The 15,896-nt window shown below is 26.9% G+C and carries 14 protein-coding genes; 5 read left to right on the forward strand and 9 right to left on the reverse strand.

Going from position 1 to position 15,896, the window contains the following annotated elements; genetic code table 11:
* Positions 1-13: 13 nt before the first annotated feature.
* From I4V51_RS07770 to I4V51_RS07780, 3 genes are all read right to left on the reverse strand, one after another.
* Positions 14-1,105 carry a hypothetical protein gene (locus I4V51_RS07770; RefSeq protein ID WP_195987756.1) on the reverse strand — a complete coding sequence of 364 codons (1,092 nt, stop codon included), beginning with the start codon at positions 1,103-1,105 and terminating at the stop codon, positions 14-16.
* A gap of 117 nt (positions 1,106-1,222) precedes the next feature.
* On the reverse strand, positions 1,223-2,950 hold the full coding sequence (locus I4V51_RS07775; RefSeq protein ID WP_195987757.1) for a phospho-sugar mutase: 1,728 nt from the start codon (positions 2,948-2,950) through the stop codon (positions 1,223-1,225).
* 130 nt (positions 2,951-3,080) lie between these two features.
* On the reverse strand, positions 3,081-3,686 hold the full coding sequence (locus I4V51_RS07780; protein ID WP_195987758.1) for a 50S ribosomal protein L25: 606 nt from the start codon (positions 3,684-3,686) through the stop codon (positions 3,081-3,083).
* Positions 3,687-4,484: 798 nt separating this feature from the next.
* On the opposite strand from I4V51_RS07780, the gene glmS reads away from it, so the two are divergent.
* Positions 4,485-6,308, forward strand: coding sequence for a glutamine--fructose-6-phosphate transaminase (isomerizing) (glmS, locus tag I4V51_RS07785; RefSeq protein ID WP_195987759.1), 1,824 nt, complete (start codon positions 4,485-4,487; stop codon positions 6,306-6,308).
* Positions 6,309-6,345: 37 nt separating this feature from the next.
* Positions 6,346-6,513, forward strand: coding sequence for a hypothetical protein (locus I4V51_RS07790; protein ID WP_195987760.1), 168 nt, complete (start codon positions 6,346-6,348; stop codon positions 6,511-6,513).
* 53 nt (positions 6,514-6,566) lie between these two features.
* Here the strand turns inward: I4V51_RS07790 and I4V51_RS07795 are convergent, their stop codons facing one another.
* Together I4V51_RS07795 and I4V51_RS07800 are read right to left on the reverse strand one after the other, a co-directional pair.
* Complete coding sequence (locus I4V51_RS07795; RefSeq protein ID WP_243281443.1) at positions 6,567-9,812, reverse strand: SNF2 helicase associated domain-containing protein; 3,246 nt, start codon at positions 9,810-9,812, stop codon at positions 6,567-6,569.
* A gap of 195 nt (positions 9,813-10,007) precedes the next feature.
* Positions 10,008-10,361, reverse strand: coding sequence for an arsenate reductase family protein (locus I4V51_RS07800; RefSeq protein WP_195987762.1), 354 nt, complete (start codon positions 10,359-10,361; stop codon positions 10,008-10,010).
* 186 nt (positions 10,362-10,547) lie between these two features.
* Between I4V51_RS07800 and I4V51_RS07805 the strand changes: the two genes are divergently transcribed.
* The 3 genes from I4V51_RS07805 to I4V51_RS07815 all read left to right on the forward strand — a co-directional run bounded on the left by I4V51_RS07805 (position 10,548) and on the right by I4V51_RS07815 (position 12,836).
* A complete protein-coding gene (locus tag I4V51_RS07805) occupies positions 10,548-10,976 on the forward strand; it encodes a molecular chaperone DnaJ (protein WP_195987763.1) in 429 nt (142 codons plus the stop codon).
* Between the two features lie 92 nt (positions 10,977-11,068).
* Positions 11,069-11,884, forward strand: coding sequence for a J domain-containing protein (locus I4V51_RS07810; protein WP_195987764.1), 816 nt, complete (start codon positions 11,069-11,071; stop codon positions 11,882-11,884).
* A gap of 43 nt (positions 11,885-11,927) precedes the next feature.
* Positions 11,928-12,836 carry a DUF5685 family protein gene (locus I4V51_RS07815; RefSeq protein WP_195987765.1) on the forward strand — a complete coding sequence of 303 codons (909 nt, stop codon included), beginning with the start codon at positions 11,928-11,930 and terminating at the stop codon, positions 12,834-12,836.
* A gap of 19 nt (positions 12,837-12,855) precedes the next feature.
* On the opposite strand, the gene I4V51_RS07820 is transcribed toward I4V51_RS07815, so the two are convergent.
* The 4 genes from I4V51_RS07820 to dapG all read right to left on the reverse strand — a co-directional run bounded on the left by I4V51_RS07820 (position 12,856) and on the right by dapG (position 15,886).
* A complete protein-coding gene (locus I4V51_RS07820; protein WP_195987766.1) occupies positions 12,856-13,647 on the reverse strand; it encodes a hypothetical protein in 792 nt (263 codons plus the stop codon).
* 62 nt (positions 13,648-13,709) lie between these two features.
* Complete coding sequence (locus I4V51_RS07825) at positions 13,710-14,159, reverse strand: DUF2383 domain-containing protein (protein ID WP_195987767.1); 450 nt, start codon at positions 14,157-14,159, stop codon at positions 13,710-13,712.
* A 97-nt stretch (positions 14,160-14,256) separates the two neighbouring features.
* A complete protein-coding gene (locus I4V51_RS07830) occupies positions 14,257-14,532 on the reverse strand; it encodes a hypothetical protein (RefSeq protein ID WP_195987768.1) in 276 nt (91 codons plus the stop codon).
* A gap of 151 nt (positions 14,533-14,683) precedes the next feature.
* Positions 14,684-15,886, reverse strand: coding sequence for an aspartate kinase (dapG, locus tag I4V51_RS07835; protein ID WP_195987769.1), 1,203 nt, complete (start codon positions 15,884-15,886; stop codon positions 14,684-14,686).
* Positions 15,887-15,896 lie beyond the last annotated feature (10 nt).

Genomic DNA, 15,896 nt, shown 5'->3' on the forward strand with positions numbered 1-15,896 from the left:
AACTCATCCTTTATTATCCTTTATTTATCATAGCTTCTAGCTGTTTAACTACTTCATCTTCAGGATCTAAATTTTTTGCTATATCCAAGTGTAACTTAGCATTTTCTATATCATTAAGATTTAAGTAGCACATAATAATATTAGTACATATCTCAACATCTCTTGAAGCTTCAAATGCCTTTTTAAAATATTTAATAGCCTCTTCAAATTCACCAATACATGCATAATTTAACCCTAATTCAACTATAACTTCAAGAATTCCACTTTCTCTTTTTACACTTTCCTTTAAGTAATAAATAGCTTTATGATAATTTTCTAATTTTCTAAATGCTATTCCTAAATAATAGAAAATAAGTGGATTTTCCTCAAACTCTTCACCTAATCTAAGTAATATTTCTATACTTTTAGCAGGCTCTTCTGCTAATAGTTCTATTGCCTTTTCATAATCTGATATATTATTTATATCATTATTTATTATTTCAACCTCCGGTGTTAACTTTCCACCATTATTGAAGTACTCATTTATAGCAACCTTCGCACCTTTAAAATCACCATCATCTTTTAAAAGTATAGCCTTATATAAATATGGATCAGCAATTTTTAACTTATTCGATATACAATACTCTATATCTTCAAGTAATATATCTTTAAAACTTGCTTCTTCCTCCTTAATAGTCTCCCCTACAAGTAATATTTTTTTCATTACTTCTAAGTCTTTAGAATATGTATAATATCCTTTTAATAAAAGATATGCGTCTAAATATCTCTTTTCTTCTATTCTTTTGCTTATTAAAGATTTTATACAAGTTTCAGTATCCTTAATATAATCTAATATAAGTTCATAGTCATCATTAAACCTTAAATTTTCATCACTTCCAATTGCAATGAACATACCTTCTATAAAATAATATATTGGAAGATTCTTTATTTTTATTTCATCATTTATATTAGAACTAATATATTCAGAACTTATTGGTAAATATAGATCTTTATTTTTAAAAGCTACATATGATGGTATTCCTATATTTTCTTTAAACCCATCCTTATTCATTTCTAAAAATAATAACTTACCTAATCTTTCTTTAATTTTTACCTTATAATCCATAAGTTACACTCCTTTAGTAAATTATTTCATTATTCATAATACAGTATTAACATAAAACTTTCAATTTAAATACTAAAATAATAAAAGCTATCGGCATACCGATAGCTTTTTCTTATATTATGCTAACTTTTCGTTTATTATTTCCATAACTTTTTCATTAAATCTTGCTAGCTTTTCTTCAGCATTTACTAAGCTTTCACCTTTAACAGCTGAGTAAATTTTCATTTTTGGTTCAGTACCAGAAGGTCTAACAACAAATGAAGAACCATCTTCTAATATATATTTTAATACATTAGATGTAGGTAAGTTAATAACACTTTCAGTATTATTAACTAAGTTTTCTTCTTTACTTAACTTATAGTCAAGCTTAGTAGCAACTTTAACTCCATCAACTTCTGTTAATACTGTACTTCTTAATGATTCTAAGCACTTACCAATCTTTTCTTGTCCTTCTTTACCTTGTAACTCAATTGAAATTAAGTCTTCTTTAAAGAATCCAATTCTATTGTAAAGCTCTATTAACGCTTCATATAAGCTCTTTCCTTGTTCTTTGTAGTAAAGAGTCATTTCAGCTATTAACATTGATGCTATTACAGCATCTTTATCTCTTACAAACTCTCCAGCTAAGTATCCATAACTTTCTTCGAAACCGAATAAATATTTTTTATCTCCAGCTTCTTGGAATTGTCTTATCTTTTCTCCAATGTACTTGAAGCCAGTTAAAACATCCATTATTTCAACACCATAATAGTTAGCTATAGCTCTTGCACCTTCAGTTGTAACTATAGTTTTGATTACAACTCCATTTGAAGGTAATTTACCTTCTTCTTTAAGTGCTGATAATATATAATCTGTTAGTAAAAGTCCTGTTTGGTTACCAGTTAAAACTTTATATTCTCCACTATTTTCTTTTACTACAACACCAATTCTGTCACAGTCTGGGTCTGTTCCAAAAATTATATCTGGATTGCTTGTTTTAGCCATTTCTAAAGCTAACTCAAAAACTTGTGGGTTTTCTGGATTTGGATAAGATGCTGTTGGGAAGTTACCATCTGGCATTTCTTGTTCTTTAACAACGTCTACATTTTTGTATCCTAATTCAGCTAACACTCTTCTTACTGGCATATTACCACTACCATGTATTGGAGTATATATAACCTTTAAATCTTCTGCTTTTTCTTTTACTAACTCAGTTCTTATTGTAAGACCTTTAACTTCTTCAATATATGCTTTGTCTACTTCTTCTCCGATATACTCTAAAAGGTTATCCTTTAAAGCATCTTCAACAGAAATAGATTTTATATCTTCATAATTTACTATGCTATTAACTTCTCCAATTATTATCCCTGCTTTTTCATCTGTAACTTGACCACCGAATTCATCATAAACCTTATATCCATTGTATATCTTTGGATTATGTGAAGCAGTTATTACTATTCCACCTTGACAGTTTAGATGTCTTGCTGCAAATGAAAGTACTGGAGTTGGTCTTAAACTTTCATATAAAAATACCTTTATATTATTTGCACAAAGAGTTAATGCAGCTGCTTCTGCAAATTCCTTTGACATATTTCTTGAATCATATGCAATCGCTACCTTTGGTGATTCAAAAGACTTATTTAAGTAGTTTGCAAATCCTTGTGTCGCCTTTGAAACTGTATATACATTCATTCTATTAGTTCCAGCTCCAATTACACCTCTTAATCCACCAGTACCAAAATCTAATTCTTTATAGAATCTATCCTCAATTTCCTTTTCATCACTAATGTTTCTTAACTCATCTTTTATTGTTTCTGATATTACCTTTGAGTTTAACCACTCATTATATCTCTCTTTGTAATCCATATTATCCCTCCTAAACATTTTCAGTAGTCCATACTTTAGTTATTATATACCAAACTTTAAAAAAATTAAATAAAAAAATAATAGATACAGAGAAAATTATCTATATCTATTATTTTTAGTTTATTTTTTTCTATTCTGCTATATCTTTTACATCCTGTTCTTGTGCTAATTCCATATCTTCTTGAACAGTTTTACGTTCATAACTTACTGAAGCAATAACTGAATTTAAATCATCTAATACAGATATTTCTGATGCAACTTCTAAATCTCCAAATTTATAAACGGATCCAACATTTCCAGTTCCAATATTAAAATCAATATATTTAGGCAATGATTCTACTGAACATTCTACCTTTACACTATCTTTTTCTTTTTGTAGTACAATTCCCTTCTTATTAAGAAATTCTTCACCAATATAATGAATAGGCACTGAAGAAATAACTTTTTCCTTACCATTTACTTCTTCTAAATCTAAATGAATAATCTTATTTGTTACAGGGTCTTTTTGAATTTCCTTAATTAATCCCATATTTTTTTCTCCATCTAAAGAAAAATTAAGAACTCCATGTTGCCCGTTAACTCCTATTTCATGAGCTAATTCAAGTTCTCCAACTTCAAATGATAAATTTTTTATTGCTTTACCATATAAAACTCCAGGAACCTTTCCTTGCTTTCTTGCCTTTTTTGCACTATTTGGAATATCTATAGATCTTTTATTCATTTCTAAATTTGACACTTCACATTACCTCCAATGTTTTTAAAATTCTCTTATGTATTGTTGACAGATATTATTGAATTTATACATTACATTTACTCTTTATCCATAAAAATATTATTCTTTCAAAAACTTCTTATATAATTAAATATTAATAAAATTATTATTTTAACTTTACTTCATATATATTATAGAAAAAACTAACTAAAAAACTTTTTTCATTTTTCCTGTTTTTATTATTTTTATCTACTTTATTTTCCTTTTTGCATATATTAATATTGCATATTATTACAATTTAAGGTTTATATCCCATTTATTAGTTTGACTGTAGACAAATTTTATTTTTATGGTAAAATGATGTGGTGGTATACTAAATAATTGATAAAGGAAGTGATTATTATAGTAAAATGCCAGAAAATAATTTCATAAAAGCGCCAGAACTTAAGTGAATTTATAATCCTTAATTGGGCAAAATATAATTATACTCTTATTAAATTAAAAATAAATTTGCCTAATACTAAGAAAACTCAGCTTACGCTGAGTAAGTTCGCCTAACCAAATCGAAGATTTGGAGGCTCACTTAAGTTGACGAGGATGGGGAGAATCGAATTCTTCGGCGGGTGCCCCACGGTATCGCACTACCGTTAGCGACTAGTAAAACTATGAAGTGATTTGTAGGACAATCCTAGTCTGGTGTTAAAACCTTCATTGTGTTTTTTGATGTCCTAGTATTAGTATACCCCTTTTTAAATACTAGAATATCTTCTCACAATAAAATCATAAAAAAATAATTTAAAAATTTGGAAGGAAGATTTATTTATGTGCGGAATAGTTGGTTATGTTGGAAAGAGACAAGCTTCTATTTTATTAGTAGAAGGTTTATCAAAATTAGAATATAGAGGTTATGACTCTGCTGGAGTTGCAATTCTTAATAACGGAATTAATGTTAGAAAATTTAAAGGTCGTTTAAATAATTTAGCTACTAGCTTAATTGAAAATCCTATTGAAGGTCATATAGGAATTGGACACACAAGATGGGCTACTCACGGTGAACCATCGGATGTTAACTCTCATCCTCATACTACAGAGAAGGCTACAATTAGTGTTGTTCACAATGGTATAATAGAAAACTATATGAAATTAAGAGACTGGTTAACTTCAAAAGGTTATACTTTCTTCTCTGAAACAGATACGGAAGTTATACCAAATCTAGTTGATTACTATTATGAAGGTGATTTATTTGAAGCTGTAGTTAAAGCAACTTCTAAACTTGAAGGAAGTTTTGCCATCGGGGTTATTGCTAAAAATGAACCTGATAAAATAGTTGCTGTTAGGAAAGATAGTCCTCTTATAGTTGGACTTGGTAATGCTGAAAGCTTTATCGCTTCAGATATTCCAGCAGTTTTAAATCATACTAGAGAAGTTTACCTTTTAGAAGATAAAGAATTTGCAATTCTTACAGAAAAAGGTGTTGAACTTAGAAATGAAGAAGGCGAAAAAATAGACAAAGAAATTTATCATGTTACTTGGAATATAGACGCTGCTGAAAAAGGTGGTTTTGAAGATTTCATGCTAAAAGAAATTCATGAACAACCAAAGGCTGTTAAAGATACTCTAGCTGGTAAAATAGCTCTAGGTAAGGAAATAACCCTTGATAATATTACATTTACTAAAGAACAGTTAGAAAACTTTGATAAAATCTACGTAGTAGCTTGTGGTACTGCTTATCATGCTGGAGTTGTTGGTAAAACAGTAATAGAAAAATTTGCTAAAATTCCAGTTGAAATTGATATTGCATCTGAATTTAGATATAGAGATCCTATGATAACAAATAAAACATTATTAATAGTTGTATCTCAATCTGGTGAAACTGCTGATACTTTAGCTGTTCTTAGAGATGCAAAAAAACAAGGTGCTAGAGTTTTAGCTATTACTAACGTTGTTGGTTCTTCTGTTTCAAGAGAAGCTGATGATGTATTTTATACTTTAGCAGGTCCTGAAATAGCAGTTGCTTCAACAAAAGCATATGTTACTCAATTAGCAGCATTTTATATTTTAGGATTATATTTTGCTTCATTAAAAGGTACTATGTCAAAAGATAAAATCGAAGAAATCAAATGTGAATTACTAGAAATACCAAATAAAATTGAAAAAGCTTTAGGTATGAAAGATGAACTTCAAAAATTTGCTTCTTCTCACTATAATCATAAAGATATGTACTTCTTAGGAAGAGGTCTTGATTATGCTGTAGCTATGGAAGGTTCTTTAAAACTTAAAGAAATATCTTATATCCATTGTGATGCTTATGCTGGTGGAGAATTAAAACATGGTCCTATTGCTTTAATAGAAAAAAACACTTCTGTCATTACACTTTTAACTCAAGAGGCTTTAAAAGATAAGATGATAAGTAATGTAAGAGAAGTTTCTACAAGAGGTGGAAATATCTTTGCTGTTGTAAATGAAGGCGATACTACTTCTAAAGAAGTTGTTGATTCAATAGTTTATATTCCAAAAACTATTGATATACTAACTCCACTTATAAGTGTTGTTCCTCTTCAATTAATTTCTTACTATATTGCAAAACAAAAAGGTTGCGATGTTGATAAGCCAAGAAACTTAGCAAAATCAGTAACTGTTGAGTAATTAAATTTTATAGTATGAATAGGAGCTAAAGTTATATATGAGTAGTGATAGAATATTAAAATTATTAAATGAATATAAAGAAACGGAAAAATGTTTATCAATGGGTATAGATTGGTTAAATGATTCTGATTATGCAAAAGGAAAGTTAGATTTAGTTAAAGTAATTATTTCTGACCTTGAAAAACTATTAAAAGAATCTAATTAATTTAATATAATATGAAAAGAGCACTGAAAATATCAATTCAGTGCTTTTTTATATTAATTAAAAAGCTCTTTTATTTCATCAGAACTTAAGCTACTAAGGAATCCTCCATTAGTATAATTTCCACTCATTATCTCATTTATTATTTCTTTTTTACTTTCTTGAAGCCTTATTATTTTTTCTTCTATACTCCCCTTTGATATAAGCTTAATTACTTCTACAACATTCTTTTGACCAAATCTATGAGCTCTATCTGTTGCTTGATCTTCAATTGCTGGATTCCACCATGGGTCAAAATGAATTACTACATCTGCTGATGTTAAATTAAGCCCTGTTCCTCCAGCCTTTAATGAAATTAAGAATATCTTCACCTTATCCGAATCATTAAACTCATTAACTAATTGTACTCTTTCTGAAGCCTTTGTTGATCCATCTAAATAGAAATACTCTATTCCCTCTGCTTCCAATATATTTTTTATACTATCAAGTACAGATGTAAATTGTGAAAATAAAAGTATTTTATGATTTTCTTTTATAAAGTTTTCTACAAGTTCTACAGTAACATCTATCTTACCACTACCACCAGTATATCCATCTATTAATATTGAAGGATCTAATGTAAGTTGTCTTAGCTTAGTTAAATAAGAGAAAATTGTTATTTTATCTTTAGTAAAATCTTTCTCTTTCATTTTTATCTTAATATCCTCTACATAGGCCTTATATACCTTCTTTTGTTCTTCTGTCATTTCTATTAAAAATCTCTTTTCAATTTTATCTGGTAATTCACTCATTACATCACTTTTTAATCGTCTTAATATAAATGGCTTAATAAGTTTTTTAAGTTCTTCTGAACCATTCTCCGCTTTAATAAACTTATCTTGGAACTTTCTTTTTGAATAAAGATATCCTGGTAAAATATAATCAAATAATGACCATAACTCAATTAAATTATTTTCTATAGGGGTACCTGTTAATGCAAATTTCACTTTTGCATTTAACTCCTTTACTACCTCACTACTTTGTGATAAAGGATTTTTAATATTTTGCCCTTCATCTATTATACAGAAATCAAATTTTATATTTTCATATAAATCATAATCATTTCGTAAGGTTCCATAGGTAGTTAATAATACATCAAACTCTTCTATTTCTTCTTTTGTAAATATCCTATCTTCTTTATTTCCATGAATAACTTTTATCTTCATTGTAGGTGCAAATTTTTCGAATTCACTTCTCCAATTATATATTAATGATGTTGGTGTAATTATAATACTTTTTTTATTTTTTTCTGATAATAAAAATGCAATAGTTTGTATTGTTTTTCCTAGTCCCATTTCATCAGCTAGTATTCCACCAAACTCATAATAACTTAATGTTTTAAACCATTTAAATCCAGTTAATTGATAATCTCTTAAAGTTGCTTTTAACTCTTGTGGAATCTTATAATCTATTTCCTCTAATTTTTCAATTTTACTTGCAATATGCTTTACAATATCCTTACCTTCCACAAATAATAAATTATTATCCTTTATACACTCATTTAAAAATATTGATTTACTTTTATGAATCTTTATCTCGTTAGACTTTATATTTACATCATCACTTAAACTATCAACAAGATTAAATAATTGTCTAACTTCTGTATCCCTAAAATCAATAAAACTTTCATCTTTTAACTTGAAGAATTTTCTATTTTCTTTAAATGCTTGAAGTATTTTCTTATATTCATCTTCATTTACATTTTCAATATTAAATGTAAAATCTAAATAGTTCCCGCCTTCTTCTGAAATTCTTGCATTAATTGATGTAGCTCCATAAATTTTTCTTTCTTTAAATCTATCAGAATAAAAAATTGTAGCTTTTTCTTTAAGACTTCTTAAATCTCCTGAAAGTAAATCAAAAAGTTTTTCATCACTTCCATTAAACAGGAATTTTTCATTATTTCTATAGAATGATAAATCATTTAATTCCTTTTCTAATTTTTCTTCTTCATTTATATTTCTAATTACATACTCATCATCCTTAGGCCCATTTAAAATATTAAAGTTAACATCACCATAAATAGCTTTAACTTCAGCCCAAGTTTTGTTTCTTTCTCTATCAAAATAAACTTCAACCTTTAAATCTTCCTTAATTATATTTTTACTTAAACTGTCCTCGATATATATGTCATTGCTTATAATTTCTAACAATGGTATTACCTTATTAATTACTTCTTGCTTATTTTTATTTTTAAAGGAAATAACACTTTCTTTATTTAAAATATTATTTATAGATTTATAATATTTTATTTGCTTTAAGGATGGTAAATATATTTTATTATTATATAAGTAAACATCTCCCTTATAAGTCATAGACTTTGGTAACTCCGAAGTAGATGATAATTTTATTTCACTTTCCTCTTCTTTTATATTAAACTTTATAGGTAAATCATTCTTAACAACCTCAATATCTTCAATAATCTCATTTTCATTGGTAATTGAAATACTTTCACTTTTAATATTATTTAAAAATCTTCTTAAAGCACTTTGTGGAATAAATAAAGTTTTATTACTTCCAAAAACATTATTAGTTATTCTTTGCACAGAGTACTCTTTTTCAAAAGGCTGCCTTAATGATACATATTCTTCAATAAAATTTAAAACTCTCTCATCATCATCTGAAAAATAATGAATTATAGGATCATATTTAAATTCTTTTCCATATGCTATTTTAATATTATTTTTTCTAGCATTAATTAAATCTGCGATATTTTTAACTACATAATATTTTTTAGTTCCTATCTTTAAATCTAGCTCATAATAAAATTCATATTTATTTAAGCTTTTTTTACTAATATTTATTTTTAAGTTTACCTTTTCTTTTTTATGTCTAATAATTCTATCAATTTCCTTTAAAATAACTTCAGAATAATCTAATTTTTCTATCTCATTTGTAACTGTATCTGATTTATTTTTCAACTTTTTCTTTTCTTCTACCGCTTCAATAAACTTATAAAATGTAGCTCCAATATGTTTGCATATATAAGTAGAATTAAAGTCACAGTTACTTTCAAAGTCAATACAATTGCATTCTGTATAAATTAAATCGTTCTTCTTTATATCAAAAGATAAGTTAGTATTATAAACATTAATATCACTACTTGACATTACTTTTCCATAAATATCTAAAGATCCATAATCTTTATCTGCCATAGACTTAACATCTAATACTAATCCTTCCTTATAACATCTCATTCCTTTATGTAGACGATTGTTCGTATCCTTTTTTAATATTAAAGTATTTAATTGTGTTATGTCCAACTTCTTCCACCTCATTAAATAAACTTTGTATTTATTATATAAATACTTATTAATGCTTTTTTATAAATATAAAAGTATCAATAAAAAACCACTAATAAATATTTTACCACAATAACATAGTCTTCTTAAAATAAAAAATAATCTATTGAATTAATATTACCCAATAGATTATTTATATATATTTTTTCTTTAACTTTATAATATTTCTTTATATTGTTCTTCCTTAAAACCAACTAATACTTTGTCTTCACATATTAAAAGTGGTCTTTTAACAAGCTTTCCGTCAGTTGCAAGAAGCTTTATCATTTCATCTTTTGACATTTCTTTTATTTTGTCTTTTAAATTCATCTCTCTATATAATACACCTGAAGTATTAAAGAATTTCTTAACTTCTAATCCACTTAGCTCTATCCAGCTTTCTAACTCTTCTACTGTTGGATTATCTATAGTAATATCTCTATCGTTAAAAATTACATTGTTTTCTTGTAAAAACTTTTTAGCTTTTCTACAAGTAGTACATTTTGGATATTGTAAAAATAACTTTTCCATAATTATCTCCTTTTAAATTATTTTTTTATAATTCTAACATAATTATTATATAATAGTAAATATTATCTTTAAATTTTTCTTTTGTTTTTTTAATAATGATTTATTTTTAAATATTGTATATAATAAATACAATATTACTTTTATACTAATTAATACTTACATACTATATCTTAAGGAGTGATTATTATGAATAGTTCATATTCTATTAACAATAATTCATTTATTAAAATTATTAATCTAATTAATAAAAGAGATTTTTTATCAGCAGAAAGCTTATTAAGTTCATATTCTAATGAAAACGCTGATTATCATTATCTTTATAGCTTATTATTAGAAAAAAAAGCTTGGTTTGATGAATCTTTACATCATATAAAAACAGCCGTTTCTATTTCTCCTAATAATACACTATATAAAAATCATCTTATTAGCTTAATGAGTAGACATAGACATTACTCTGATGATTATTATAACAATGGCTATAGACGCCGTAATCGAGGTTGTTCTTGTTGCTGTTGCGATGATTGTTGTGACTGTGGTAATTTTAGTTGCTGTGATTTAATATGTTTAGATCAATGTTGTGAATGTATGGGTGGAGATTTAATTGATTGTATTTAATCTTTAATTCTAATAATTTATATGAATCACTTATTTAGATTACTCTGAATATATTATAATAATTCAGTAATCTTTTCTAAGGAGATTTATATATGAACCCTTATAAAGTGCTTGGCATAAGACCAAATGCTTCATTAGACGAAATTAAAGATGCTTACGAATCATTAGCTAATACCTATAGTGTAAATAATTTTAATGATTCCATTGAAGAACCCCTTGCAGAGGATAAACTTGAGGAAATAAATGAGGCTTATACTTTATTAACTAATAACCTAAAATATAAAGATATAAGAAGCTTAATCGAAAAGCAACAATTTTTATCAGCTGAAACAGAGCTTAATCTAATATCTGATAAGACTTCTCCTGAATGGAATTATCTACAAGGATTTGTTTTATTAAAGAAAGGCTGGTTCCAAGCTGGTGTAAATCATTTAAAAACAGCAGCTGAGTTAAATCCTAATAATGAAGAATATCAACAAGCTTTAATGATTCTTGTAAAAAAAGTTAGACAAATGAAAGCAAATTATGCTAGGGCAATGCAATATAACAGTTCTAATAATAACAATAATATGTGTGGTGGCGGTGGTCAAACAAATAATATGTGCGGTGGCTCCGGTGGTGGAGGCGGAATAGATCCTAATATTTTAAATATGTTTATGAATAATTCTTCTGGTAACCCAATGGGCGGAGCTAATCCTGCTAGTGGAAGTACTCCTGCTGGTGGCGCTAATCCTATGGATAACTCTAATGCTGCTAACAATCCTAATCCTATGGGTAATATAGCTAATATGATGGGTGGCATGGGCGGAGGTAACAATCCTATGCAAAATATGCTTATGCAAAGTTTAATGGGTGGCGGAAACGGAATGAATATGTGTGGAAATTCAGGTGGCGGTGGAATGTGCTAGTTCTTATTTAAATATCTTTTTGCCTTAATAAAGGAGAAGTTTAATGTTTGGCTATGTTACACCTCTTAAAAGCGAACTAAAGTTTAAAGAATTTGAATACTTTAGAAGCTATTATTGTGGTTTATGTAATGAAATTAAAAGAGAATACGGAAATATTCCAAGATTCTGTTTAAATTACGACTTAACCTTTATAGGATTTTTATTAGATGGACTTTATGGTGCCCCTCTAAATTTTGATTCAATTAAATGTTTAAGGCACCCAGGTAAAAATATTATAATAACAAAAAAAACAAATGCTTTAAATTATTGTGCTAATTTAAGTATACTCCTTTTTGATTACAAACTAAAAGATAACATAAAGGATGATAAAAGTGTAAAAAGTAAACTTTTTAAATTTCTCCTTTCTTCATCGTCAAAAAAAAGCTTACTTGAATTAGACAATATTTCTGATAAAATTTCAAAAAATATAGAGCTATTATCTTATCTTGAAAAAGAAAAAAATTTTTCTTCCTTAGATGAAATAACTCATCCTTTTAGTGATGTAATGGGAAGTATTTTGAGTGATTATCCATATGAATTTGAAGATGACTCAAATACTTTACGAGAAAATCTATATAATCTTGGATATTTTATAGGAAAATGGATTTATTTAATAGATGCTCTTGATGATTTGAAAGATGATCTTAATACTAATAATTTTAATCCATATAATGTATTATTTAATTCAAATTCATTAAACTTTGATGAATTAATTTTATCCTGTATTAATGAAATTGACTTTTATATTTCAAATTGTCTTGTAAATTGTAGTGATTTTCTTAAAGGTATTCCTTTCAAAAAGCATTATAGTATTATTGAAAATGTAGTAAATTTAGGAATGATAAATAAATACTATGAAATTTTAAATAAAATACCTGCTATAGAAAATAATAAAATAAATACCAGTAGCTAAAAGGCTACTGGTATTTATTTTATTTACTATATGCTGTTATGTCTTGTTTAGTATCTACAATTGCATTTCCATCTTTATCAAGCTCAAATAATGAAGTTACTGTAACTTTTGTTATATCACCTTTTAAATCTTGAATTTTTGCTATAAAATAACTTCTTGCTTTTTTATCTATTTTTTGTGGTTCTTCTACTACACTTTTAAATGTTCCTTCTGTTGTTTCAACTACAATTTCTGTTTTCTGATCTGAAGTTCCAAAAACATAAGAATTACCAGTACCATTATATAAATTAACTCTTATAAGTGCACCATCAAATTGCACAGCTTCTTTAACTAAATTTAAATTAAATTCTTTTTCTTTATCCATTGGAACATCAAAATCTATGCATTTAGTAATACTATCTGGTGAAACTGCCCATCCATTATCTTCTTTTATTATTGCGTATACATAGTCTTCAGTAGTATCATTATTATCTACTACCGCTGAAATAGTTACTACTGCTTTTTTTAAATTTTCATTTATATCTTCTATACTTTTTGTTATTGAAGATTTTATATTAAGCTCTTTTCTATTTTTCTTCATTACCTTTATTATTTGGTTTACATCATATCCAAGATAATCTATATATTCATTTGAATATAATTTAACCATTTCTTCTACATTATTTTCTAAGTTATACTTATTAAATAAATCCATCGCTTCTTCTGCTGTAGCTGGTCTTACCATTTCGACATTTTTACTACATCCAAAACAAATTAAAACAAAAATAGCCAAAATTCCTAATATTCCAGATGTTTTTAATATTTTTTTCATAAAAATTCCTCACAATCTATAATTTCTCTTAATAAGTATATACCATAAGCTCAAAAATTTCATTAATATTTGCATAATTTAGTTTTTAAATTATTTAAAACAACTAAATGGTCATCATAGTCTTTTATTACACCTTTTATATCATTCATTACATTTTGTTCCATGTTTTTATTTTCTTCTATAAACTTATTTGCATTTTTTATTCCCATATTCATAGCCTTTATTGCATGTTCACAAACTTCGGCATCTGTATTAACTGGTATAAGTTTTATCTTTTCAAATGCTTCCGCAATATTTCCTCTTATCCCCAATGAATCACTTGCATTCCCTCCCAATTCTTCTATTCTATGAGTTATAGCTTCTTCATGTACTTTAAATGATTCTATAATTTTTTTTAAAGTTCCTTTAAGTTCTAAATTTTGTGCTTTATCTAAATAATCTTTAAAAGTAGCCCCTCCCATATGAATTCCTGTTAGGAATTTATTTAATTCTTTAATTGTTTTATCGCTCATATTTTTCACCTCTAACCTTTTTACATTATTTTTCCCAATTTTTTTAAATAATATTTATAAAATTAAAAGCTATGCAAAAAATTGCATAGCCTCTATACTAATCTAAATCCTTAATATAAAATCCCTTATTATAAACTTCTTTATCATATCTAATTTCAAGCTTATTACAAGCTCTAACATCTTTTTTATTTACAACAAACTTAATTCCGTCTATTACTTCTTCAACATCATCATCATTTTTAAAATCACAGTATAATTCATAGCCGGGTCTTCCACATCCATAGAAAACTTTTATTCTTACATACTCCTCTGAACTTTCTCTTACTAAATTTTCTAATGCTTCTTTTGCTTTTTCATTAAAATTTATTTCCATAACTCTTACTCCTTCTTACGTAAATAATATATATATTATTATATATAAAATTATTATATATTAAAATACATCAAATAATTATTTATTATATAAAAATAAAAAGGTTCTTTAGTAAAATATATTAAGCTTTACTAAAGAACCTTTTTATTAACTATTTCCCTAAACCAAACTCTTTATGAAGTAATCTTATTGCATCAGGAACTTTTTTAGTATAAATTAAACACCAAATAGTCATATTTGAATCTGTTGTTTGTAATATTTCAATTTCATTACTTGTTAAAGTATTTATTATTCTTGCCATAACTCCTGGTACTCCATTCATTCCTGCTCCTACAACAGCTATAGTACTACATTCTTCAATAGTAGTATACTTAATATCAGCTTTACTCATAATTTCTGAAAGTTTGTCTTTTTCACTTGAATCAATAGTAAACATTTGATGTTCTGGGAAAATGTTTATTAAGTCTAAACTAATATGATTTTTAGCTAATAATTCCAAAAGACTTCTATAAGAGCTTTTACCTTTATTCTCTGATAATCTTACTCTTACTTGTATTCTATTATTTAAATGAGTTATTCCAGAAATTAATCTCTTTTCTTCTTCTGAAACATTACTCTTAATTACAGTACCCTTTGAATCATTCATAGTGTTCTTAATAACTAATGGCACATTACCTTTTTTAGCTAAAGCAACAGCTTTTGGATGAATAACCTTTGCACCTTGATCAGCTAATTGGAACACTTCATTATATGTCATTTCATTTATAAGAGATGCATCTTCTACCATTCTTGGATCTGCTGTCATTATACCATCAACATCAGTATATATATCTATTTCTTTAGCCTTTAATGCAACTCCTAATATACATGCAGAGGTATCACTTCCACCTCTTCCTAAAGTTGTGAAAAATCCATTTCTAGTAACTCCTTGGAATCCTGTTACTACTGGTACCTTTCCAGCTTCTAGAATCTTCATTATATTATGAGTATCTACATCAATAGCTTGTGCATCAGTATGAACTTCATTTGTTATAATTCCTGCTTGCCCTCCAGTTAATGGTACTGCAGTTATTCCATGCTTATATAAATCATTACATAAAACTACTGAACTTATTATTTCTCCACAACACATTAATAAATCTTGAGCACTTTTATTATTATTTTTAAAATTACTATCTACAAGCGATAATAGGGTGTCTGTAGCATATGGTTCTCCCTTTCTTCCCATGGCAGATACTACTACTACTGGCTTAAATCCATTTTCAATTGCCTTCCCTATTTTTTTTATTACTTGTTTTCTTCTTTCCTCTGTAGATACAGATGTTCCTCCGAATTTTTGCACTATGATATTCAAGGAATCTCCC

It is taken from the genome of Clostridium sp. D53t1_180928_C8, from assembly GCF_015667795.1.
Taxonomy (GTDB): Bacteria; Bacillota; Clostridia; order Clostridiales; family Clostridiaceae; genus Clostridium.

Excerpts from the sequence above, each read along its gene's own strand:
- I4V51_RS07775 (WP_195987757.1), bottom strand. The coding sequence starts at position 2,950 with ATGGATTACAAAGAGAGATATAATGAGTGGTTAAACTCAAAGGTAATA.
- I4V51_RS07830 (WP_195987768.1), bottom strand. The coding sequence starts at position 14,532 with ATGGAAATAAATTTTAATGAAAAAGCAAAAGAAGCATTAGAAAATTTA.
- I4V51_RS07810 (WP_195987764.1), top strand. The coding sequence starts at position 11,069 with ATGAACCCTTATAAAGTGCTTGGCATAAGACCAAATGCTTCATTAGAC.
- I4V51_RS07815 (WP_195987765.1), top strand. The coding sequence starts at position 11,928 with ATGTTTGGCTATGTTACACCTCTTAAAAGCGAACTAAAGTTTAAAGAA.
- I4V51_RS07805 (WP_195987763.1), top strand. The coding sequence starts at position 10,548 with ATGAATAGTTCATATTCTATTAACAATAATTCATTTATTAAAATTATT.
- I4V51_RS07790 (WP_195987760.1), top strand. The coding sequence starts at position 6,346 with ATGAGTAGTGATAGAATATTAAAATTATTAAATGAATATAAAGAAACG.
- I4V51_RS07770 (WP_195987756.1), bottom strand. The coding sequence starts at position 1,105 with ATGGATTATAAGGTAAAAATTAAAGAAAGATTAGGTAAGTTATTATTT.
- I4V51_RS07820 (WP_195987766.1), bottom strand. The coding sequence starts at position 13,647 with ATGAAAAAAATATTAAAAACATCTGGAATATTAGGAATTTTGGCTATT.
- glmS (WP_195987759.1), top strand. The coding sequence starts at position 4,485 with ATGTGCGGAATAGTTGGTTATGTTGGAAAGAGACAAGCTTCTATTTTA.
- I4V51_RS07800 (WP_195987762.1), bottom strand. The coding sequence starts at position 10,361 with ATGGAAAAGTTATTTTTACAATATCCAAAATGTACTACTTGTAGAAAA.
- I4V51_RS07825 (WP_195987767.1), bottom strand. The coding sequence starts at position 14,159 with ATGAGCGATAAAACAATTAAAGAATTAAATAAATTCCTAACAGGAATT.